The organism is Lentzea sp. NPDC055074 (assembly GCF_053608005.1).
Genome location: NZ_JBSGUQ010000036.1, coordinates 1 through 22,208, shown reverse-complemented (window position 1 = coordinate 22,208; position 22,208 = coordinate 1). Strand labels below are relative to the sequence as shown.

The window sequence follows — 22,208 nt, the reverse complement described above, 5'->3', positions numbered from 1 at the left end:
CTGTCCTGCAAGTTCGTTCGGTGACAGGCGCGGGCGAGAGACCCGGAGGCGGTGCCGCCGCCACGCCCTCATACCGGACGTATCCGGGCGTTGCGGCGGTGCCGCCTCCGGAGCCCTCGGCCGCCACTGCCGCCCAACGAGACTTGCAGGACAGCGCCTAGGCGCGGCTCATCGTGAGCAGACAGGGCGTGTCCAGGCCGTGGTCGATGGCCGCGTCCTGGACGAACGCCGCGAGAAAGCCGACGCCGTCGGCACCCCACTCCGCGAGTGTTCCCTCCCAGCTGATCCGGTGCTGAGGAGGCCCGTTCCAGAACTCGTCGTAGAAGAGCGGCGGCAGCGGTCGCGCCGGGGCCACCTCCCTGCCCTCGAACGCCTCCTGCTCCAGCAGGCGCAGACCGTGCACCGCCGGGGACCGGCCGCCGTCCAGCGTCACCAGGACGCGCGTCCTCGCGTGCGGCGCGCTGTCCACGAACCAGGGTGCGGTGCCCCACAACGGTTCCCGGGCCTTCATCGTGGTGGGCAGCAACACCTGCACGGTGTGCAGCGACACCTCCCCGAAGCGGTCCAGGACGTCACCGGCGCACCGCAGGAAGGGATGAGCCGCCCCGCCCCGCAACGCGGTCACCTGGAACCACGCGAGCAGGTCCTGCGACCCGCCGGGGTGAACGGTGCCGGCGTCGTTCATGCCCCAGGCCGTGTCGAGCCAGCCGAGCGCGCGGGAACGCTCGTAGAACACCTGGTACACGTCGCGATCGGACTCGGGGTCGAGCCAGGGGTGCGGTTCCAGGGTGCCGTGGAACGAAGCGAACAACGTGCTCATGGGCCAACCGTACGTGCGGACGCGCGCTCTGCTCCGAAGAAGAACCTGCAGACAAGCGGCAGGAACTCCCCTGCCCCGCAGCGCGAAGGGCCGGTCCGGCACCACACAGGTCGTGAGCACTTCCGCATTCGGCGACGTCCTCCAGTTCCACCGGTCGCGCGTCGCGCTGACGCAGGAGGAACTGGCGGACCGCACGGGCCTGAGCCAGCGGGCCATCAGCGACGTGGAACGTGGACGCACCCGCACCCCCCAGCTCAAGACGGTCGCGCTCCTCGTCACCGGGCTCGGGCTGGAGGGTGAGGAGGCTGCCCGGTTCGCCGCGCTCGCGCGGGCCGCCAGGCGCCACGACGACCCGGAGCTCCCCGCGTCCGTCTCGTCCGCGGTCACGGCGTGCGCGGTACCGCCCGTGCTCGTGACGCTCACCGGCAGGGAGCGCGAGCAGCGCGTGCTGGACGGGTTCGCCCGCCACGCCGGATCGTCGTCCCAGCGGGAGGTCGCGGTGATCCACGGCCCGCCGGGTGTGGGCAAGACCGCGCTCGTCGTCGACACCGGGCACCGGGTCGGTGCGCGGTTCGCGGACGGATGCGCCTTCGTCGACCTGCGGGGAGCGCACGACGAACCGGTTCCGCCGGATCGCGCGGCGCACCGGTTGTTGCGGTCGTTCGGAGTGGACGAACAGCGGATCCCGGCCGGCGGGGACGACACGCTGGCGGCGTACCGGTCGGCGGCACGCGACCGTACCGCGCTGGTGGTGCTGGACGACGCCGCCGACGAGGCACAGGTGCGGCCGCTGCTCGCCGCCGGTCCCGGCACGCTCGTCGTGGTCACCGCGCGCCACGCCCTCACCGGACTGGACGCGGCACACCGGCTCGCACTCGGCCTGTTGTCACCGGACCGTTCCGCGGACCTGCTGCGAGTCGTGGCGGGGGCGTCGCGGCTGGAGGCCGAACCCGGCGCGGCCTCGCGGGTCGCGGCGTCGTGCGGTGGCCTGCCGCTCGCGGTGGTGATCGCGGGCAACCGGCTCGCCAGCAGACCACAGTGGACGGTGGAGCACCTCGCCGCCCAGCTGGAGGACGAGAGACGCCGGCTGTCCGTGCTGCGAGCGGGGGACCTCCGGGTGCGGACGGTGTTCGAGACCTCCTACCACCGGCTGGGTCCCGGTGCCGCGCGGTTGTTCCGCAGACTCGCGCTCGTGCCGGGACGGGACGTCTGCGCCGCCGTGGCCGAGCGGCTCGCCGGCACCGGCGAGGAGGCTCTGGAGGAACTGGTGTGCGCGGGTCTGCTCGGCGTCGGCGGAACTCCCGGCAGGTATTTGCTGCACGACCTGCCGCGGGTGTTCGCGGCCGAGCGGCTGGAGATCGACGAGGACGCCGCCGGCGTGCGGGCCGCGGCCGGGCTCGCCGGTCAGAGCCTGATGTGCACAACATCCGGCACCATCGGCTCTGAACACGCGTGCTGACGTCCGCCCGAATCGCCCGGCCTGTCTACTGGGTGCCCGGAAACCCTTTCCGCGCAAGGTTCGGAGGAGAATTTCATGATCGGCTGGGACCGGTGCGGAGAGTCCCGTCTCGTCGCGGTGCTGAGCAGAGGCGAGACAGCCGTGCTGCGCAGCTACGTGAACGGACTGTCCGCTCTGATCGAACACCGGGCCAGGTCGTACACGCGGGTGACCACCCCGCGGTCGGAGGTGGGACTGCCCGTCGGCTGCGCGCCGGATCCCAGGATCACCGCCGTGCTGAGGTCCGAGATCGGCGACGAACCGGACTGGGTGCTCGCGGTCTCCGAGGAACGCTGCCTGACCGAGGTGACCCGGCAGCTGCGCGTCGTGGACACCACCCTGCCCGCCGAGGGCGGGGTGGTCGAGCTGGCCTCCCGGGAGGAAGCCGACGCCTGGGCCGTGTGCATCCGGCTCGTCGTCACCGCGATCACGGACGCGGCCGACGACAACGACGAGGTGCGGGGGAAACCATGCGCTCCCACCGTCTCCTGGCTGACCGAGCTGCGCGCCGGGCTCGTCACCGCACCGGTCCGCGCGGGCGGGTCCTGACCGTCGAGCCGGCGGGGAGGACCGACCGGCCCCGATTTGACTTCGGGCGGCCCCACTGGTGAGTTCCGACCGTGACCGCCGCCGATGCGCCCGATCCGCTCCCCTCGTTCGGCCAGAGCCTGCTGCGGTACCGCACCGGCGCCGGGATGTCCCAGGCGAAGCTGGCCGACGCCTCCGGTGTGAGCGTGCGCGCTCTGCGCGAGCTGGAACACGGCCGTGCCTCCGCCGCCCAGGAGCGGTCCGCCGAGCTGCTGGCGAACGGCCTCGGTCTCACCGGTGACGAGCGGGAGTCGTTCCTGCTGCTCGCGAAGGAGGGCAGGCGCAGGTCGGCGCGCGCGGTAGGCAGGACCCTGCTCTACGCCCTGCCGGCCGTACCGGCGCTGGTCGGGCGGGAGAGCGAGCTCGGCCTGCTCGAGCGGGAGGCGGAGACCGGTGGCGTGGTCGTCGTCGCCGGTCCGCCCGGCGTCGGCAAGACGTCACTCGCGGTGGCGTCCGCCGCGAGGCTCACCGCCCGGTTCCCCGACGGCTGCCTGGCGCTCGACCTGCGCGGGGTCGACCAGCAACCGGTCACGGCCGCCACCGCGCTGGAACGGATGCTGACCGCGCTCGGCGTGTCGGGAGAACGCCTGCCCGCCACCACGGACGAGCGGGCGTCGTTGTTCGCGACCTTGCTGCGGGACAGGCGAATGCTCGTGGTGCTGGACAACGCCGCGGACGAGGAGCAGGTCCGGCCCCTGCTCGGCGCGGCGGAGCACGGCCTGACAGTGGTGACCTGCCGTCGCGCCCTGGCCGGGCTCGACGGGGCGCGCAGGCTCACGCTCGACGTCCTGCCGGAGGCGGAGGCGGTGGCGCTGCTCGAGTCGATCGCCGGCGTGGACGTCGTGCGCGCGGACCCCTCGGCAGCCAGGGAGATCGTCGCACTGTGCGGGAACCTGCCGCTCGCGGTCAGGATCGCCGGCAACCGGCTCGCCACCAGGCGGACGTGGTCGCTCACCTACCTGGTGCGGCAGCTGCGGGACGAGCGGGTGCGGCTCACCTCGTTGTCCGCGGGCGATCTGCACCTGCGTTCGGCCTTCGAGGTGTCGCTGCGGAGGCTGACCCCGCTCGCGCAGCAGGTGTTCCGGCGGCTCGCGCTGATCGCCGGCTCCCACTTCGGCCACGACGTCGCCGCGGTCGCCGCCGCCCTGCCCGTGCAGGAGGTCGACGCGCCTCTGCGGGAGCTGGTCGAGACCTCCTTGCTGGCCGTGACGTCCGGATCGCGGCGCTACCAGTTCCACGACCTGATCCGCCTCTTCGCGACCGAGTGCCTCGCCGGGGACCCCGAGGCCGTGGTGCTGCGCCGTTCTCTGCACGTCCACCTGCTCGCGACGGCCGCCGAGGCAGCCCGGTTGCTCGACCCCGAGGTGTACGAGGCTCCCGCCGGGTCGCCGTTCGCCTCCCAGGCGGACGCGACGACGTGGCTGGAGCAGGAGGCCACGAACTGGTTGTCGTCCCAGCGCGAGGCCGCGGCGCTCGGCCTGCACGAGGAGGTGCTCGCCTTCGCCTGGGCGATGCACTGGTACGCGATCGGCCGCGAGGCCAAGTACCCGTGGGACGAGGTGTTCGGTCTCGGGGTGGCGGCGGCGAGGGCGCTCGGTGACCGCGAGAAGGAGGCCGACCTGCTCACCCGGCTGGGCTCGGCACAGCTGTGGGGCCGCACGGACGTCCCCGGTTCGGTCCACACGCTGCAGGAAGCGCTCGCGCTGGCCGACGAGATCGGCCACCACCGCGGTGCCACGATCGTCGGCTCCAGCGTCTCGATGGGTTTCGCGATGGTGGGCCGTCCGCAGGAGGGACTGCCGCACGCGCGCCGCGCCGTCGAGATGGGTGCGGTGTACGGGTTCTACGGCGTGCGGTTCTGGGTGTCGCTGTCGCTGGGCGCGGTGCTGGAGCTGCTGGGCGAGTTCGACGAGGCGCTCGTCGTGCACCAGCGGTTGCTCACCGAGTCGGAGACCACCTCGGAGAGGACCAACGACGAGACCGCGCGCCGGGTGCGGATGCTGGCGCTCGTGCACGTCGGCACGTGCCTGTCGGGGCTGCGGCGCTGGGAGGAGGCCGCGCGGCTGCTGCACGAGGCGCGGATGCTCACGATCTCCAAGCAGGCCGGGTACGGCGGCGAGGCGGAACTGGCTCTGCACGAGGGGATCGCGCGCCGGCACGCGGGCGAGTTCGAGCACGCGCGGGCGTGCCTGCTGTTCGCCCGCGACGTGCTGGACGGCCCGCAGTGGCGGTCCGGCCGGGAGCTCGCGGAGGCCGAGCTCGCCCTGCTGCCGGACTGAACGCCCGCGCTGACGACCGTCGGGAGCCGTCAGCGCGGGCCTCATCGCGTCAGAGCGCCGGGGTCATCGCCGACGACCGCTGCGGCGTGCCCCAGGTGACGACGATGCCGCCGATGCTCGGCCGCAGGTGGCCGGTGGTCACCAGCCACTTCGCGTGGTGGACGTGGCCGAAGACGTGGATGTTCTCGACCCTGGTGCTGGTGCCGACGCGGATCTTGCCGCAGGAGCCGCTCGGGATGATGACCGTGCCGGAGCCGCTCTGATCCGGGAAAGCGACCGAGGTCGCGTAGGTGCCCTTCGAGCAGATCTCCAGGATGCCGGCGGCGGCCGAGGCGGGCGCGGCGGCGAGCACCCCACCGCCCAGTGCGACGACGGCGGTGAGCGCGGCCGTCACGCCGGCCCGCTTCAGGACGTTGGTCGGAAGCTTCATGGACTGTGGTCCGTTCTCGGTCTGCGGTGCGTTCGACTGACCTCTCGGACGCTAGCGAGATGATCACTGGAGTCGTTGCGCGGCAAGGCCTTCCGACACGAACGATCCACCCGTGCTTCCCGTTCCCCCGCACGGGTGGGCCGACCTGCCGGGGTGAACGGGCAACACCCGTTGCCGCGCGGCCGATCCACCGAGATGCTCACCCCGACATCGCTGCGGGACAAGGAGAAAGCATGATCCGCAAGTTCGCGACGGTGGCGGCGCTCGTCGCCGCCACGTGCACGCTCGCAACGCCGGTGGCGCTCGCGAGCGGCCCCGGCCAGGGCAGTGGGCCGGGCACGACCCAGCCGGTGCAGTCGAACCCGCCCCGCGTGGTCACGCCGTACTACTACGCCTGGTACCCGACCTCGGCCTCGGCCGACTCGCTGGGCAAGGCGATGAAGGCCCAGGGCAGGTGGAAGCAGTACGCGATCCAGACCGTCCGAAGTGGATCGAACGTCTACTTCTACCTCTGGTTCGGGCTCTGATCGTCGGTACGACGAGGCGCTGCCGGTCTTCGGACCGGCAGCGCTTTTGTTTTGTGGGGGCGGGGTTGCCGGGAAACGACCGGCAACGCCCTCGGGTCGCGGCGTCGGAGTTCGACGGGAAAGCGACCGGCAGCGCCTTCGGTGGGGCTCGGCGGTGGCGTGGCGACCTCACCACCGCCGGATGCCGCTCACCCCACCGCCGCCAGACCGCCGTCGCGTGACGACACGGCCGCGAGCGCCACCGCGTGCAGGTCGGCTGCCGCGAGCGTGCGGGAGGCCGCGGTGGTCGCCAGGCGCTGAGCCAGGCGGTGCGCGTCCCATGCCGTGCGGTCACCGTTGCCCGACAACAACCCCCGCACCGCCTCGGCCACGTCCTGCGGCACCTCGTGGCCGCAGCGGGCCAGCCGGCGCACCACCAGCGCCGTCAGGTCGTCCACGTCGTAGTCGGTGAAGTCCCAGCGCTGGGCGAAGCAGTCGTCGAACGCGGGTGAGAGTTCGCGCAGGGCCCTCGGTTCGCCGGAGAGCACCACCACGGGGCCGGTGCCGCGGCGCACGGCTTCGGCCAGGGCGTCCGCGAGTTCGGCACGCAGTTCGGCCGAGTCGGTCGTCCACTGACCGTCGGCTTCCAGCAGCAGCACGCCGCCGTCCGCGTCCTCGAACGCCGTGGCCACCAGGCTGACCGCCTGGCCGGGCCAGCGCGGGCACAGGTCGCGGCCGATCGAGAGGCGGGTGACGTGCCCGGTGGGCACCAGGTCCAGCTCGGCGAGGCTCTGGGCGTAGAGGGCGGCGATCGCGCGGCGGCCCGTGCCCCGCCTGCCGGACAGCACCACGTTGGCCTGCCTGCCCAGTCCCTTGTTCCGCGCGCGCAGGCCGCAGAGGCCCACCAGGGTGCGGCCCGCCGCCTCGCGCACGTCGTCCAGGCCCTGCAACGCGGAGAAGCGGCGCCAGCCGGTCGTCGCCTGCACGGCGGCGACCGGGTCGGTGTTCGCGTCGGGTCGCGCGGAGGGCGGGGCCGGTTCGCCGAGGGAGGTCAGTTCGGCGGCGAGGTCCTCCGCCGTGAGCCGGTTCAGCTCGGTGTCCTTCTCGGGCGGGCGCAGCGCGAGGCGGGAGGCCTGGGTGCTCACCATCGCCTCGAACAGCTTGCGTGCCACGCGGCCGTTGCCGAACGTACCGTTCTTCGGCACGCGGTCGAAGTAGTCGGTCAGCGCGGCGACCGCGTCGTCGGTCAGCTCGTAGTAGTGCTTGCGGCACAGGTTCGTCGTGATCGTGACGAGCTCGTCGACGCTGTAGTTCGGGAACTCGACGGACTTCGAGAACCTCGACGCCATACCGGGGTTGGAGGCGAGGAACTGCTCCATCAGCTCGGAGTAGCCCGCGACGATCACCACGATCTCGTCGCGGTGGTCCTCCATCATCTTCATCAGCGTGTCGATGGCCTCCTGCCCGAAGTCCGGGCCGCTGCCACCCGACTGGCTCGACAACGTGTAGGCCTCGTCGATGAACAGCACGCCGCCCATCGCCCTGGTGACGACCTCGGCCGTCTTGATGGCCGTGGAACCGATGTACTGGCCCACCAGGTCCGCCCGTGCCACCTCGACCATGTGCCCGCGGGCGAGGATGCCGAGCTCCGCGAGCACCGCGCCGTAGAGCCGCGCGACCGTGGTCTTGCCCGTGCCGGGAGGGCCAGCGAACACCAGGTGCCGCGACATCGGCGGCATCGGCAGGCCCATCGCCTGGCGCCGCTGCGTCATCTTGATCAGGTTGATGAGGCCGAGGACCTCGTGCTTCACGCCGTCGAGGCCGATCAGCTCGTCCAGGTCCGCGAGCGGCCCCTCGAGCCGGGTGCCCATCGCGCCGCCCAGCGACTGCGGTTCGTCGTCCTGGTGCGCCACCGGTTCCGGCGCGGGCTGCGCGCGGTCGTCCGAGACGACGCCCGTCACCGCCAGCCGGTCGTGCCGCACGGCCTCGCGCACCGGGCTGCCTCCGCTGCCGGTGACAGTGCACTCGGTGACCACGACGTCCTCCTCGGTGTCGAGCAGGACACCATCACCCGCGCTGCCGGTGACCTCGCAGGACCGCACCTCGCCGCGCGACCCGCTGAGCAGGTGCACGCCGTGCCGCCGCGCCTCGCGCACCCGGCAGCGCAGCACCCGCACCACCGCGCCGCCTCCCGCGCTGATGCCGTCCTCCGCCGCCCCGTCCACCTCGCTGTCCTGAATGGACAGATGGGCGTCGAGCACCCGCACGCCACCGCCGCGCAGCGACGCCGAGGTGAACTCACCCCTGGCCCCGTCCTCCAGGGTGACCAGGAACGCGGCCGTGCCGGAGAGCCGGGCGTCGGAGACCTCACCGCGCGCACCGCCGGACATCCCGAGCGCGACGGCGTCGGCGACCTCGACCACCGCGTCCGCGAGCATCAGGCTGGAGTTTCCGCGCACCAGCACGCCCGGCCCCGACTCCGGCGCCGCGCGCAGCGACCGCAGCCGGACCTCCGCCTCGCCGTCGACGAGCAGCGCGCCGTCGGACGTCCCGGTGATCCGCAGCGAGGCGAACTCCGGGCGGGACCCGCCGTCGACGAGCACCCCCACGGGACTCCCCGAGACCTGGCAGTCGTCGAACCTCGGTGCCGACCCGCCGGTGACGTACACGGCGTTGCGGCCCGCCGAGTCGAACCGGCACGCGCGCAACCGGGGCGCCGCGCCGCCCGCGATGTGCGCGGACTGCACCCCGGCGCCGGTGAACTCCGAGTCGGAGACGACCACCTCGCCCGTGCTGCGCACGTACAGGTCCAGGCTCGCGCTCTGCCGCACGGTGACCTCGCGGATCTCGGCGCTCGCCTCCTGTTCCACCACCAGTGCGGGCTTGGCGATCCCGGTGAGCTCGCAGCTCTCCATCACGACGTGCGCGCGGCCGTTGACGCAGACGCCGTTGCCGCCCGCGTCGCGCACCACGACACGGCGCAGCACGAGCGACCCCTCCTCCGTCACCACGACACCGGTCGAGGACACGCCGGAGACCTCGCAGTTCTCCGCGACGCTCGGCAACGGGGACGTGACCACCACGCCCGCGCCGCCGGTGCTCGTGATCCGGCACCCGCGCAGCACCACGCACCCCTCGCCGCGCGCGAGCACCGCCGCCCAGGCCGCGGTCGACACCCGGCAGTCGTCGAGGGCGACCTCCCCCTGCCGCACGTCGAGCGCGGCGAGGCCGGCGTCGTCGCCGACCAGCACGAGCCCGGACAGCTGGGCGGCGGGCGCGGCGACGACGGCGACGCTGCCGGTGCGCGCGACCACCTCGACCGTGCCGGGGCCGTCCTCCGCGGTGATCGTCACCATCCTGCTGACGACGAGGTTCTCCTCGTAGCGGCCCGACAGCACGCTGATCGTGGCGCCGTCCGCGGCCTCGCGCAGCGCGGCACCGATCGTGGGGTAGGCCCCCGGCCGGTCCGCCGCGACCACCAGCAGCTGACGACTCATCGCTCCTCCTCGGGTGTGCGGACGAGCCCGGGCAGCGTCCCGAACCGGCACGCCGCGGCCTCGGGCACCCGCACGCCCTTCACCGCCCAGGTCTCCAGGCTGCGGCGCAACGTGTTGACGGCGAGCTCGTCGAGCGAGGCCCTGTTGCCGTCGACCCTGCCGCTCTCGTCGATCTCCCCCGCGGCGAGCTCGCGCACCAGCACCAAGCCGCGCCGCCCCGGTGCCGGCTCGACGAGGTCGAGCACCTTGAAGCTCGTCCCCGGCACGAACAGCACCCGCTCGGTGACCGGGTCCTCGTCGGGTTCGAGGAGTTTGGTGCGGCGCGCCGTCATCGACCACAGCAGCACGTCGGCCTCGGTGGCGTCGCGCTGCCCGGCGCACGGCGTGGTCAGCGCGTTCACGAAGCCCCACTCGGTGAAGTAGCGGCGGGACCGGTAGAGCTCCCACTCCCGCGCGGTCGGGGACGCCGAGAACACGGCCGCTCCCCGGTGGGAGGGCAGCCTGCTCAACCCGGAGACGACGCACCGGGCGAACGGCACGTGCGGGCCGACGGCACCGGACCTCAACGGCAGGTCGAGGCCGTCGCCCTGCCGGGACAGGTAGAGGCGGATGGCGGCGGCGTCGGTCAGCACGCCACCGGAGGAGCGTTCCAGCGCGCCCTGGAAGCCGGGCGACTCGGACAGCACGCGCGACACCGAGTTGGCGACGGCCGCGTACTCACGGCTGAGAGCGCGGCGCAGCCAGGCGCGTTCCTCGTCGACACCCCGGTCGGGCACCAGCGCGGCGGCCGCGCTCTCCGGGGTGGGCTGGACGAGGCTCGCGACCGGGCCGGGGGTGCGCGGGGCGACCGGTTCGGGTGGGCTCGGCTCCGACGGCCCCGGAGCCGGACTCGGAGCCGGCTGGACGGCGACGGGCTCGACGACCGGCGCGGCGGGGGCGGCGACGGCGAACGGGTCGCTCGGCGCCAGGGTTTCGGCGAGGCCCACCGGCGCCACGGCCGCCGGCACGTCGGTGGCCGTGGGCAGGCCGGGGCCAGCTCCCGGCAGCTGGATGACGCCGTCGAACTCGACCGGAGCGGACGTGACGGGAGCAGACGTGACAGGAGCGGACGTGGTGGCGGCGGACGCGGTGGCGGCCGGGGTCGGAGCAACCGGGGTCAGGGCAACCGGGGCCGGGGCCGCTGCGAGCGGGATGACGGCGAGCGGCGCTGCCGAGGGCGGCGCGGACACGGCGTTCGGCACCGCGGCCACCGGCCACATCACCAGTGTGTCGTCCAGCGCCGACGCCTCGGGCCGGACCGGAGCCGCCTCCACGATCCCCAGCGCGCGACCGGCCTGAACCCGTTGCCGCAGAAGGGAGTCGGCGCGCACCACCGTGCTCAGCCGCCGGGTCGCCGGGTCCAGCCTGCCGTGCACGTCACCCGCCAGCTCCCGCAGGTGCTCGTCGTCCTCGAACAGCACCACGTGCCTGCTCGCGTCGGGTTCGGCCGACCGGATCGCGGCGGCGTGGCCCACCTCGTGCGGCGGGCGCAGCCACAGGCCCGACTGCACGACCTCCAGGACCGCGTGCGCCGAGTAGCGGTAGACGGCGGGGGCGATCTCGTCGATGCCGGCGAACGGTGAGCTGTAGGCCATCAGCGCCGGGGGCGGCGCGGGTTCGCCCTGCCGTGCCGGGAGGTAGCTCATCTCCTCGGCGAGCGCCCGCCAGCCGAGGCCGCCGTCGGCGCGCACGGTGAAGACGTCGGGCTCGTGGCGGGAGCCGACCGGCATGCCGGTGTACCAGGTGATCTCGGAGCCGAGCGCGTCGGCGACGCTCTGACCGACGGGGCCGGAGGCGGTGACCGGCCCGAAGGCGACCATGCGGATCCTCTCCCGCAACGGTTCGGGCATCCAGCTCCAGAACCGCGCCACGTCGTGCATCGTGACCGGCCGCGCACCGGGACATCCCAGCACGACCACGCACACGCCGGGCTGGCACGGCAGGCTCTCGATCAGGCGTTTGCGGTGCTGCCGCAGGACTTTCTCATCGCCGCGCGGTCGTAGCCACACGCCCGCGGGCAACGGCTCGGCGACGCCGCCCGCGCTGGTCGGCATGATCTCCACCAGCGAGGACACCTCGTCCCACGCGGGACGGGGAAAGCGTTTGCCGTCGAGTTTCGGGAGCTTGCCCGGCTGGAAGCGCCGCCAGCCGGTTCCCCAGCCGGAGTCGACGAACAGGGTGCCGTCCGCGCCGGACAGGACCGCGCCGTCGGGCGCGATCACGGTGCGGCCCAGTCGTTCGGACAGCCACTGGCCCGCGAGCGCCGTGGTCTCTCGTGGCCTGCCGCTGATCACCAGGCGCAGCCCTCGACGTTTGCGCGGCAACAGCTTCGCCGCCGCCTCCCACACCGCCATCGAGCTCTCCATCGGCAGGTCGACGACGACCAGCTCGTGCTCGGGGTCGGCGGCGAGACCCAGCGCCAGGTCACGGATCTCGTTGCGCAGCTCGTGCCGGGGGTGGACGACGAGAGCGTTGCCGATCGTGTGGCCGATCATCTCCCGGTCCCCGCCGCGGTGGTCGTCGCGGCGCCTCGTCAGCAGGGTCATGTCAGCCACGTCCTCTCTCGAACACGCCCACCGCGGACCGGCTCAGCACCGGGCCGCTCGGGATCTGTGCCAGCACGTCCGCCGGCACCGGGCTGGGCGTGACACCGCCCAGTCCGAGTGCCTTCACCGCCTCGTCGTCCGCGAGCCGGAACTTGAAGCCCCTGTCGGTGATCAGGTACCTGTCCGGTGTGGTCCCCGCCCGCGCCGGCGCGGGCACCGAGGCCGCGAGCATCCCGGTGCCGGGCTTGAGGTAGGCACCGAGCCGCGCGCTCATGCCGATCCACGCGTAGTCGCGCTCGGCGGTGACGGGCACGCTGATCACCGTGCCGCCGCGGGGCTCCTGCTTCAGGCAGAACGCCCGCTGCCCCACCGGCATCGACCTCGCCGTGAGCAGGTCGGGGATGCGCGAGGTGAGCGAGGTGTCGGCGGACCGGGGCGCGGTGGCCATCGCCGTCGCGTCGATGTCCACGGCCGCCCTGCCCCTGGCGGCCGTGAGCAACGCCGCCTCGGTGCGCGAGAGGGGCGCGAGCCCGTCGGCACGCAGCACCGCGAAGTTCTCCCGGTCGTCCGCCACCGCCTGGCGGAACACCGTGCCGACCGGCCGCTCGACACCGCCGACCACGACCGGGCGGCCGTCGAGAACCTGCGCCGCGGCCATCTCCGGCCCGTCCGGCAGCGCGTCCAGCCACGCGGGCGGCGCGGTGGGCGGGGTGCCGTTGCCGAGGCCGAGCGCGACGGCGGCGGTGCCCTCCAGGCGGAGCTTCTGCCCCTGCCACACGAGGTACTGCTCCCCCGACGGCAGTCCGACCCACAGGTACTCGCCCTCGGTCAGAGGGGTGGACGGTGCGTCGGGGTTCGCGTTCATGCTCATCAGGCCCGCGCCCTGCACCGCGGGGCCACCGGTGTGCGGCAGGCAGATCAGCCACGGGGTGGTGACGAGAGCGGACGCGGCGGGCACCGGGTCGGGTGCGCCGGCGATGCCGATCGGTGCCCCGCGCTCCAGTCCCTCGAGCGACGCACGGGAGATCATCTCGACCTTCGCGCCCTGCCCGCGCAGCAGCATCGCCGACGCGTGGTTGGCCACCGGGACGAGCAGTCCGTCCTGGTAGACGAACCGCGCGCCGCTCTCCTTCTCCACCAGGATCGCCCCCGGCTTGCGCCACGCCGTGTTGCCACCGGGGTTGATGAGCCCGTAGACCCAGAAGCCGATGCCGATCAGCAACGCCAGCACCACGCCGAACACCAGGCCCATCAACGCCCTGCGCGCGGGTGCCTCGCTGTAGTTGGTGTCCCCCAGCAACAACGCGGCGCTCATCCGGCCGACGAGCGTCTGGTAGGCGTGGACGTGGTCCTTCTTGGTCTGCACCCGTCAGCCCGCCAGTCCGCGCGCCCAGGCGAACAGGCCGAGCACCTGCAGCACGAACGGCACCAGCGCGACGCACGTCAGGTTCTCCACCACGTCCCCCATGTGGGGCCAGATCGGCAGCATCCGCCGGTCCGCGGGCCGCCTGGCCGCCGCGACGAGCAGCAGCACCGCGACGAGCATGCCGAGCACGCCCGCGACCCTCCACACGTCGCTCATCCCGGCGAGCAGGCTGAGCGCGGGCAGCACGGCGCCCCACGTGCCCGCGACCGCGAACGCCGTGCGCTGGCCGATGTTCAGGAACTCCCGTGAGCGCAACAGCACCAGCGCGGCGAACAGGCTGCCGATCGTGTGCTCCAGCCACGTCGGCTCGACCATCAGGTACGCGAACCCGACCGCGAAGACCGCGGACGCCCCGATCGCGAGCACGCTGAGGTAGCGGTCGGCGATCCCGGTCTGCTCGACGAGTTCCGCGGCGGGCATCGGCTCGACGTCGATCCTCATCTCGTCGGCCGTGCGGGGAAGCTGCGGGCCGCGCAGCCGTGCCGCGCGGGTGGCGAGCTTCGGGGAGAACAACAACAGCAGGTAGCAGACCGCCATGACGATCGTGGTGGTCTGCGGGCGGGTCAGGTCGACGCCGAGGTGCAGCCACACCGCGACGACGGCGGAGAGACCGGCCACGGTCAGCGCGCCGAACGGCACGATCGGCAGGTCGCGGGCCAGAAGCCGTTGCACCACCAGCAGGCCCGCCGAGGTGCCCGCCAGCAGCGCGCCGCCGATCAGCACGCTGACCGGTTCCAGGTCCATCGCCGCGGGCACGCCGGCGGTGGCGATCGCCCCGGCCAGTCCCGCGTAGACGCAGCCCGCGACCCCGACGAGGGCCGCGAGTGCGCGGTCCTCGAGGCCTCTGGCGACGAGGACCGCGCCGGCCACCAGCACGAGCGCGAGCAGTCCGCCGGTGGCCGTCGCGGCGATCGTGCTGTCGTTCTCGAACAACGACACCGCGATCGCGGCGAGCGCGCACCCGGCGAGGCTCAGGAACAACCTGCGGTTGATCGCCTCGTTCCACCTGTTGCCCTGACGGTTGACGGCGGTCGCCATCCCCTCGGCGACGTCGTCGAAGTCCAGTTCCGGCAACGGGTCCTCGGCTCGGACGAGGTAGAGCTGCTCGCCGTCGAGCCAGTCCAGGGTCTCGGGCGTGCCGTCGGCGTCGAAGGGAGCGGCGCCGAGGCGTTGGAGCACCCAGGAGCCGTACTCCTCGCCCTCGTGCGGGTGGTCCTCGTCGCGCACCACGTGCCGCACCAGCGTCGGCAGCAGGGCGCTCACCGTCGTCATGGCGGGCACGGCCAGGTCGGCGCGGCCGTCCGGACCCAGCACCGTGACACGGCAGAGCTCGGGGGCGGTGGTCATGGGGTGTCGCTCCTTCCGGACGCGCCGGCACCGACCACGTCCGGGTTCGTCCTGGGTGCCGCCGCGGGCACGAAACCGGTCTGGACGAGCTTCACGCCGCGGCGCGTCACGAGCTGGGCGCGGCCGGGCGGCAGGGTGCGCGGCGCGGCCTCGCCGAGGAACTTGCCCTCTTCCTTGGGATAGGAGAACAGCAGGGCGGGCGTGCCGAGCTCCCAGAGGCGCCGCATCACCGGGTCCATCATCGCGCGCATCGCGTTCGCGCTGCTGCGCGCCAGGACGAGGTGGAATCCGATGTGGACACCCTGTGCCATCAGGGGAAGCAACGTGTCGAGCGGCGTTCCCATGGCCATTCCGGAGGAGAACAGCTCGTAGTCGTCGACGACCACGAACAGCTGCGGGCCTTCCCACCAGTCGCGGCGGCGCAGGCGTTCCGAGGAGATGTCCGCGCCCGGCACCCGCTTGTGCAGTGACACGGCCGCCTTGGTCGCGAGGTCCTTGAGCGCGTCCGCGCCGACGACGTGCCCGATGCGGTACTCCTCGGGGACCATGTCGTCGAGGTCGCGGCGCGAGTCGGCGACCAGGATCCTGGCCTGGCCCGGCGCGTACCCGGCGACGATCGACCGCAGCACCAGCCGCAGGGCGTTGGTCTTGCCCGTCTCGGCGTCTCCCATGACGAAGAGGTGCGGGACCGCGTTGAAGTCGTGCCACACCGGGTTGAGCCGCTGCTCGTCCTGGCCGAGGCAGATCCGCAGGCCTCCGTCGGGGGCGGGCAGCTCGGCCACGGGCAGCCGGGACGGCAGCAACCGGACGCCGGGGGCGCTGCGGCCCGGCCAGAAGGCGCGGATCTCCTCCACGGCGGACTTCGTGGCCGTCGCCAGGTCCTCGGTCTCGGACGAGGAGTCGAGGCGGGGCAGCGCGGCCAGGAAGTGGAAGCCCGAGCTCGTCAGTCCCCTGCCGGGCTGGTGCGGCACGGTCGCGGCCTTGCGGCTCTGCACCTCCGACTCCATCGAGTCGCCGAGCCGCAGCTCGAAACGGGTGCCCAGCACGTCGCGCAGCCACGGCCGGATCTCCGACCACCGCGTCGACGACACCACCAGGTGCACGCCGAACGACAACCCGCGCGCGGCGATCTCGGTGAGCTTCGACTCCAGGTCGCCGTAGTCCTGGCGCAACGTGAACCAGCCGTCGACGACCAGGAAGACCTCGCCGTGCGCGTCGGTGATCCGGCCCGTCCTGCGTGCGGCGCGGTACTCGGCCATCGACTCGAAGCCGTGCTCGGCGAACGCCGCCTCGCGTGTCTCCATGACCTGCACGACCTCGGCGAGAGTGCGCACGACCCGGTCGCGTTCCATCCTGGTCGCGATCGAGCCGACGTGCGGCAGGCCGCTGAGCGACATGATGCCGCCACCGCCGAAGTCGAGGCCGTAGAACTGGACCTCCTCCGCGGTGTGGGTCAGCGCGAGCCCGAGGATCAGCGTGCGCAGCAACGTCGACTTGCCCGTCATGGGCGCGCCGACGACGCCGACGTGACCGTCCGAACCGGACAGGTCGGCGACGAGCAGCTCGCGCATCTGCTCGTACGGCAGGTCGACGAGCCCGACCGGGACCCGGAGCCTGCCGCGCATGGACGCGTCGTCGACGACCATGCCGAGACGCGGGTGCGGCAGCACGCTCGGCAGCAGGGCGTCGAGCGTCGGCGCCTCGGCGAGCGGCGGCAGCCACACCTGCCGTGCCGCCGGGCCCGCCCCGGTGAGCCGGCCGAGCAGCACCTCCGCGAGGCTCGGCGCGTCGTCCGGGCTGACGGTGCTCTCCTCGGCGTTCTCCGGCCGTTCGGCCTCGGGCTCGGGCACCGCGATCTCGTGCGCCCGAGGGCTGGGCTGGGTGTAGAACGGCACGATCTCGCCCTCGACGGCGTCGGTCTCGACCTGGCCGCCCGCGGGCGCGGTGGTGAGGCAGGGACCGGACACGTAGGCGCCCTTGAAGCGCACCAGCGTCGTGGTGTCGATCTTGAGATAACCGTTGCCGGGACCGGACGGCAGCTCGTAGGCGTCCGCGACGCCGATGACGCTCCTGGACTCCATGGACGAGAACGTCCGCAGGGCGATCCGGTACGACAGATGGCCCTCGACGCGGTGGATCCTGCCTTCGTCGAGCCGCTGCGAGGCGAGCAGGAGGTGCACGCCGAGACTGCGCCCGAGCCTGCCGATCGAGACGAACAGGTCCATGAACTCCGGCTTGGCGCTGAGCAGCTCGCTGAACTCGTCGACCACCACCAGCAACGTGGGCAACGGGGGCAGCTGCCCGCCCGAGGAGCGCGCCTTCTCGTACTCGAACAGCGACGAGTGACCGCTGGCGCGCAGGATCTCCTGGCGCCGCGTCATCTCCCCGTTGATCGAGTCCTGCATGCGGTCGACCAGGGGCAGCTCGTCCGCGAGGTTGGTGATCACCGCCGAGGTGTGCGGCAGCTTCTCCATGCCGATGAACGTCGCGCCACCCTTGAAGTCGACCAGGACGAGGTTGAGGATCTCGGACGAGTGCGTGGTGACGAGGCTGCACACGAGCGTGCGCAGGAGCTCGCTCTTGCCGGAGCCGGTGGCACCGATCAGCATGCCGTGCGGGCCCATGCCGCCCTGCGCGGACTCCTTGAGGTCGATCTCGACGACCTCGCCCTCCTCCGTGACGCCGATCGGCACCTGGAGCCGGGCGCGCTGCGGGAGCTTCTGCCGCCACTGCGCGTTCACGTCGAACGTGTGCACGTCGCGGATGCCGAGCAGGGTGGTGAGCTCGAAGTCGTTCTCGAACGGGAGGTCGACCACGTCGACCGTGCCGCTGGTGCGCTTCGGCGCGAGCGAGCGGGCCAGGGTGTCGGCCTGCGCGAGGGACACGGCGTCGCTCGTCGCGGTGCCCGTCTCCCCGCCCGCCGGGTAGGTCACCTCGCCGTCGCGGCACGTGAGCCGCAGGACCTTGGCACCGCCGGGCAGCTCACCCGTCGCGTCGAGCAGCACGGTGTTGCGCAGACCGGACCCGAGCAGCGGCGAGTGCTCGGGAATCGTGGCCACGTGCGCGACGACCACCACGAAGGGCTCGGCGACACCGGGCGACACGCCCTTGTCGTGGTCGCCGCGGTCGGTGACCTCCGCGCCCAGCAGGTCGACGAGCTCGTCGTGGTCGCACGCCAGCATCCGCAACGGACCCGCCGCGTCGTACCTGTCCGGGTGAGCGTTGTGGGGCAACCACTTCACCCAGTCCCAGTCGGCCTGGTTCTCGGGTGCGGTGAGCACCGCGACGCGCAGCTCGTCCGGCGCGTGGAAGGTCACGAGCTGGCACAGCACCGCGCGCACCAGCCCGGCCACGGCGTCCGGCTCGCCCGCGAACTCGACGCTGGTGAAGCTGCGCAGGCCCACCGAGACGGGGATGCCGGTGACGGTGCGGTAGGTCTCGCTGAAGCGGCGCAACGAGATGACCGACAGCGGCTCCAGGTCCTCGATCGGCTTGGTCGACGGCGGCGTGAACTCCATGGCCGCCGCCTGGGTGCCGAGGCCGATGCGGGCGCGTCCGAAGTCGTCGTGGCTGCCACGCCGTTCCCACAGCCGGGGGCCGGCGGCGATGGACCACAGCCACGACGGGTCGGGGTTGTTCCACGCCACCGCGAGCCGCTGCTCGCCGCCCGCCTCCCGTGCCCGGCGCCGCAGCTGCCCGATGTAGCGCAGGTAGTCGCGGCGTTCGGCGTTCAGCTTGCTCTTGCGGTCGCCTCCGTTGCGCAGCAGCTGGCTGATCGCCATCGCGACCATGCCGAGCGCCATCGCGCCGGACATGATGATGATCAGCGGGGAGCCGTTGCCGGACCCGATCGACGAGAACACCAGGATCATCGCGATCGGCGCGATGGCCATCGGCAGGAACATCAGCACAGAGCTGAAGTCACGGGTCGCCGGTTCCGGCATCACCGGGGGTTCCTGGAGCTCCTCGCTCCCCTCCGGCATCTCCGGGCTGGAGACGCGCGGGCCGCGCTTGACCGTGACGCCGCTCATTCGATCACCCCGGACGCGTTCAGCCTCGGCGCGACCGACCAGGCCTCGTCCTCCTGCTTCAGCAGGTCTGCCGCCCTGCGCTCCTGTTCCTCGTCGTCCTGCTGCTCCTCTTCCTCCTGCTCCTCCTCCGGCCGGATCAGGCCGGAGCAGCCACCACCCTGCGGAGGCCAGTAGGCACGGCGCTCGTACCCGGTCTCCGGCCGCGGCGCGTCCGCTTCGCCGGTCTCCGCCGGGATGTGCCGCGACGCGTGGCGGGAACCGTGCTCCCACGGCGTCGTCTCCCGCAACGCGTGGTCGGGCGTGTGCGTCGGTTGCTCGTCCTCTGCTTCGTCCTCGGCCCGTTTCGCGGCGCCCGCGAACCACAGCACCCCGCCGGCCGCACCGACGTCCCAGGCGCTGAAGTCCTCGTCACCGCTCGCGCGCACCACGGGGACCCGTTCCTCGACGGGCGCAGGCGGCGTGATCTCACCGACGTCCACGCCCGGCCCGGCCTGCTGGTACGCGACCACCACGGGTGCCTCCTCCTCGCGACGCCTGGACGGCTGCCGCTCGAGACCGCCGACCGGCGGCAGGGCGACGACGGGCACGCCCGGTGCGTTCAGCGCGACCGGTGACGGGTTCTGCCGGAGCGGCACGGGTTCCGCGGCCCCGTCGGGGTCGCCCAGGCCGGACACCGGCGCGCTCTGCCAGGGCTGCGGGCCACCGTCGAGCAACCCGGACGAATCCGGACGCTCCTGGGCGCCCTGACCGTTCTGGGCGGGCGGGGCCACGGGCGGCATCATCGGCGAGCCGGGCAGCCCACCTTGCGCGGGCACCACTACTCCGTCCACAGGGGACGGTGCCCAGTCCTCGCGCTCGCCCGGATGCTCGACGAGACCGTCCGGATCGCCGAGGCCCGGTGGGGTCGCGCTCTCCCACTGATTCGGGCCGCCGTCCAGCAGACCGGACGAGTCCGGACGCTCCTGATTGCCCTGACCGTTCTGCGCAGGCGGCGACAACGGCGGCATCATCGGCGAGCCACCCAGGTTCGGCGGCAGCACGCCACCCACCGGAGACGGAGCCCAGTTCTCCCTGTCCCCAGGCAGTTCCGAGATCCCGTCAGGGTCGCCGAGGCCCGGCGGGTTCACGCTCTCCCACGGCTTCGGACCGCCGTCCAGCAGACCGGACGAATCCGGACGCTCCTGATTGCCCTGACCGTTCTGCGCAGGCGGCGACAACGGCGGCATCATCGGCGACCCACCCAAGTTCGGCGGCAGCACGCCACCCACCGGAGACGGAGCCCACTTCTCCCTGTCCCCAGGCAGTTCCGAGATCCCGTCCGGATCACCCAACCCGGGCGGAGTCACGCCCTCCCACGGCTTCGGACCGCCGTCCAGCAGACCGGACGAATCCGGACGCTCCTGATTGCCCTGACCGTTCTGCGCAGGCGGAGACAACGGCGGCATCATCGGGGCACCGCCGCCGAGGTCGCGCCTGTCCGGCGTGCCGATCTGGTCGGGGCGGTCCGCCTGCCAGTCCCTGGGGTCGGGCACCTCGACCTCCGGCGCGTCGACGTCCGGAATGCCGCCGGGGGCCTGGTTTCCCAGGTTCGGCGGCACCGTCGAGGGTGACTTCGGGTCGAACGGCGTGATGCCCGGCTTCGTCGGGTCCGTCGCGCCGGGCGGCCTCGGACCCGGCAGAGCCGGCGGCTTCTGCGGCGTGGTGCCGCCGGGACGCCGCGGCGGCACCACGGGCGGTGCGATCGGCGGTGCGAGCGGCGGCGGGCTGTTCGGATCGCGTGCACCGGGAGGGTCCGGGACGAACTTCGGCGGCGCGTCGGTGCCGGGCCCGCCCGGAGGCTTGAAGCCGGGAGGCAGCTCCAGGTCCGGCTTCTCCGGACCGCCGAGAACCGGCGGCGGTGGAGCATCGGCCCGCGGCGGGACCGTGCGGAAGTCCTCCGCGTCCGGTGGCTTGGGCGGTGGCGTGAACGTGGTCGGGTCGGTGTCGCCCTCTGGCCCCAGGGTCTCCGGCTTCGGCGGCGGCGTGTACTTCTTCGTGTCGTCGCCGGTCGGGTCCTCGACCTCGGGACGGGGCGGCGGCTTGTAAGTCTCGGGCTTGTACTTGTCCGGGTCGTCCTCGGGCCCGTCCTTGTCGTCCTTGGGCGGCGGCTCGTACTCGTACTTCTCGGGGCCGCCCTCCTTCTCCGGCTTCTCCTCCTTCTTCTCCGGCTTGTCCTCTCTCTCCGGCTTCGGCGGAGGGCTCACGGTGGCGAGTGTCGTGTCGAACTGGGTCGTCTCGTACTCGCTCGCGACCGTCTTCAGCACCTTGCGCATGTCCTCGGTCATCGCCTCGACGACCTTCGGGAACTTGCTGACCTCGATCATTCCGTTGGGCAGCACGGGGTCGATGTAGGGGATCACGGGCTGCGTGTCCGGGAACGTCATGGTCTGCGACCACACCCGGTCGTTGTACTCGTTGGCGATCCGGATGACCTCGTTGGCGTAGTGGTAGTCGATCTCGTTGACCGCGTTGATCGCCCACTGCAGGTAGTTCCCCGCCGAGTAGAGCTGCTCCGGGGTGGGGGTGAGCCGCGCGGGGCCGCCGTCGATCTGGTCGGCGTGGACGTAGAACGACTTGGCGAACTGCTTCATCGTGCCCACGACCGCCGCGGCGGCCGGCCCCTTCCACGGTCCGTCCTCTCCCCCGACCGCCTCCGCCTGCTCGGCGACGCTGTCGCCGACCACGATGAGGACTTCCTTGATCTTGCGGAAGGTCTCGGCCGCGTCCCACAACGACTCCGGGTCCGACACCCGCTCGGACTTGTCCACGGTGGTGCCCTCGGTCGCCGCGGCGAGGTTCGCGATCGCGGACTTGATCGCCTTCCAGTCCCACGTGTCGTAGTCGGACTTCTGACCGTAGGAACCGTCGTCCAGCGCGATGAGCGCGCCCTCTTCGCCGAGGCGGTATCCGTTGGGAGGCTTGTTGTCGTCAGCCATGTGGGAAGCCTTCGTGTGAGACGCGGACCGGAGGATCAGCCGGGTTCGAGCCGGGCGCCTGACGAGAGTTCGTGTCCGTCGCCGCCTTCGCGGGGGCGCCGGCGGTGACGAACACCGAACTCCGGTCGGCTGCCTAGGCGCTGTCCTGCAAGTTCGTTCGGTGACAGGCGCGGGCGAGAGACCCGGAGGCGGTGCCGCCGCGACGCCCTCATACTGGGCGTATTCG

At 72.6% G+C, this 22,208-nt stretch carries 12 protein-coding genes; 4 read left to right on the top strand and 8 right to left on the bottom strand.

Going from position 1 to position 22,208, the window contains the following annotated elements:
* Nucleotides 1-157: 157 nt before the first annotated feature.
* On the bottom strand, nt 158-820 hold the full coding sequence (locus tag ACWF7A_RS43355) for a hypothetical protein (RefSeq protein ID WP_452256292.1): 663 nt from the start codon (nt 818-820) through the stop codon (nt 158-160).
* Between the two features lie 112 nt (nt 821-932).
* Here ACWF7A_RS43355 and ACWF7A_RS43350 point away from each other — a divergent pair, with 112 nt between their 5' ends.
* The 3 genes from ACWF7A_RS43350 to ACWF7A_RS43340 all read left to right on the top strand — a co-directional run bounded on the left by ACWF7A_RS43350 (nt 933) and on the right by ACWF7A_RS43340 (nt 5,185).
* The gene (locus tag ACWF7A_RS43350; protein ID WP_452256291.1) at nt 933-2,279 is read left to right on the top strand and encodes an NB-ARC domain-containing protein; all 1,347 of its coding nucleotides are present in this window, start codon (nt 933-935) and stop codon (nt 2,277-2,279) included.
* A 75-nt stretch (nt 2,280-2,354) separates the two neighbouring features.
* Entirely contained in the window at nt 2,355-2,867 is a 513-nt protein-coding gene (locus ACWF7A_RS43345) for a DUF2017 family protein (protein WP_452256290.1), read from the top strand.
* Between the two features lie 71 nt (nt 2,868-2,938).
* Nucleotides 2,939-5,185, top strand: a complete 2,247-nt coding sequence (locus ACWF7A_RS43340; RefSeq protein WP_452256289.1) for an NB-ARC domain-containing protein — start codon at nt 2,939-2,941, stop codon at nt 5,183-5,185.
* Nucleotides 5,186-5,234: 49 nt separating this feature from the next.
* Here ACWF7A_RS43340 and ACWF7A_RS43335 read toward each other — a convergent pair whose 3' ends face one another.
* Nucleotides 5,235-5,615, bottom strand: a complete 381-nt coding sequence (locus ACWF7A_RS43335) for a hypothetical protein (protein WP_452256288.1) — start codon at nt 5,613-5,615, stop codon at nt 5,235-5,237.
* Between the two features lie 233 nt (nt 5,616-5,848).
* Between ACWF7A_RS43335 and ACWF7A_RS43330 the strand changes: the two genes are divergently transcribed.
* Entirely contained in the window at nt 5,849-6,142 is a 294-nt protein-coding gene (locus tag ACWF7A_RS43330) for a hypothetical protein (protein ID WP_452256287.1), read from the top strand.
* Nucleotides 6,143-6,330: 188 nt separating this feature from the next.
* Here ACWF7A_RS43330 and ACWF7A_RS43325 read toward each other — a convergent pair whose 3' ends face one another.
* From ACWF7A_RS43325 to ACWF7A_RS43300, 6 genes are read right to left on the bottom strand one after another with little or no spacing between them, the layout of a single operon-like run.
* Complete coding sequence (locus ACWF7A_RS43325) at nt 6,331-9,618, bottom strand: right-handed parallel beta-helix repeat-containing protein (protein ID WP_452256286.1); 3,288 nt, start codon at nt 9,616-9,618, stop codon at nt 6,331-6,333.
* A complete protein-coding gene (locus tag ACWF7A_RS43320) occupies nt 9,615-12,203 on the bottom strand; it encodes a hypothetical protein (protein WP_452256285.1) in 2,589 nt (862 codons plus the stop codon). Before ACWF7A_RS43320 ends, ACWF7A_RS43325 begins: the two co-directional genes overlap by 4 nt.
* A gap of 1 nt (nt 12,204) precedes the next feature.
* Nucleotides 12,205-13,569 (bottom strand): type VII secretion protein EccB, encoded by a 1,365-nt coding sequence (gene eccB / locus ACWF7A_RS43315; RefSeq protein ID WP_452256284.1) that lies wholly within the window; start codon nt 13,567-13,569, stop codon nt 12,205-12,207.
* 3 nt (nt 13,570-13,572) lie between these two features.
* The gene (gene eccD, locus ACWF7A_RS43310) at nt 13,573-14,976 is read right to left on the bottom strand and encodes a type VII secretion integral membrane protein EccD (RefSeq protein WP_452256283.1); all 1,404 of its coding nucleotides are present in this window, start codon (nt 14,974-14,976) and stop codon (nt 13,573-13,575) included.
* A complete protein-coding gene (eccCa, locus tag ACWF7A_RS43305; protein WP_452256282.1) occupies nt 14,973-19,007 on the bottom strand; it encodes a type VII secretion protein EccCa in 4,035 nt (1,344 codons plus the stop codon). The genes eccD and eccCa overlap by 4 nt, the downstream gene beginning before the upstream one ends.
* On the bottom strand, nt 19,004-21,982 hold the full coding sequence (locus ACWF7A_RS43300) for a hypothetical protein (protein ID WP_452256281.1): 2,979 nt from the start codon (nt 21,980-21,982) through the stop codon (nt 19,004-19,006). Before ACWF7A_RS43300 ends, eccCa begins: the two co-directional genes overlap by 4 nt.
* Nucleotides 21,983-22,208 lie beyond the last annotated feature (226 nt).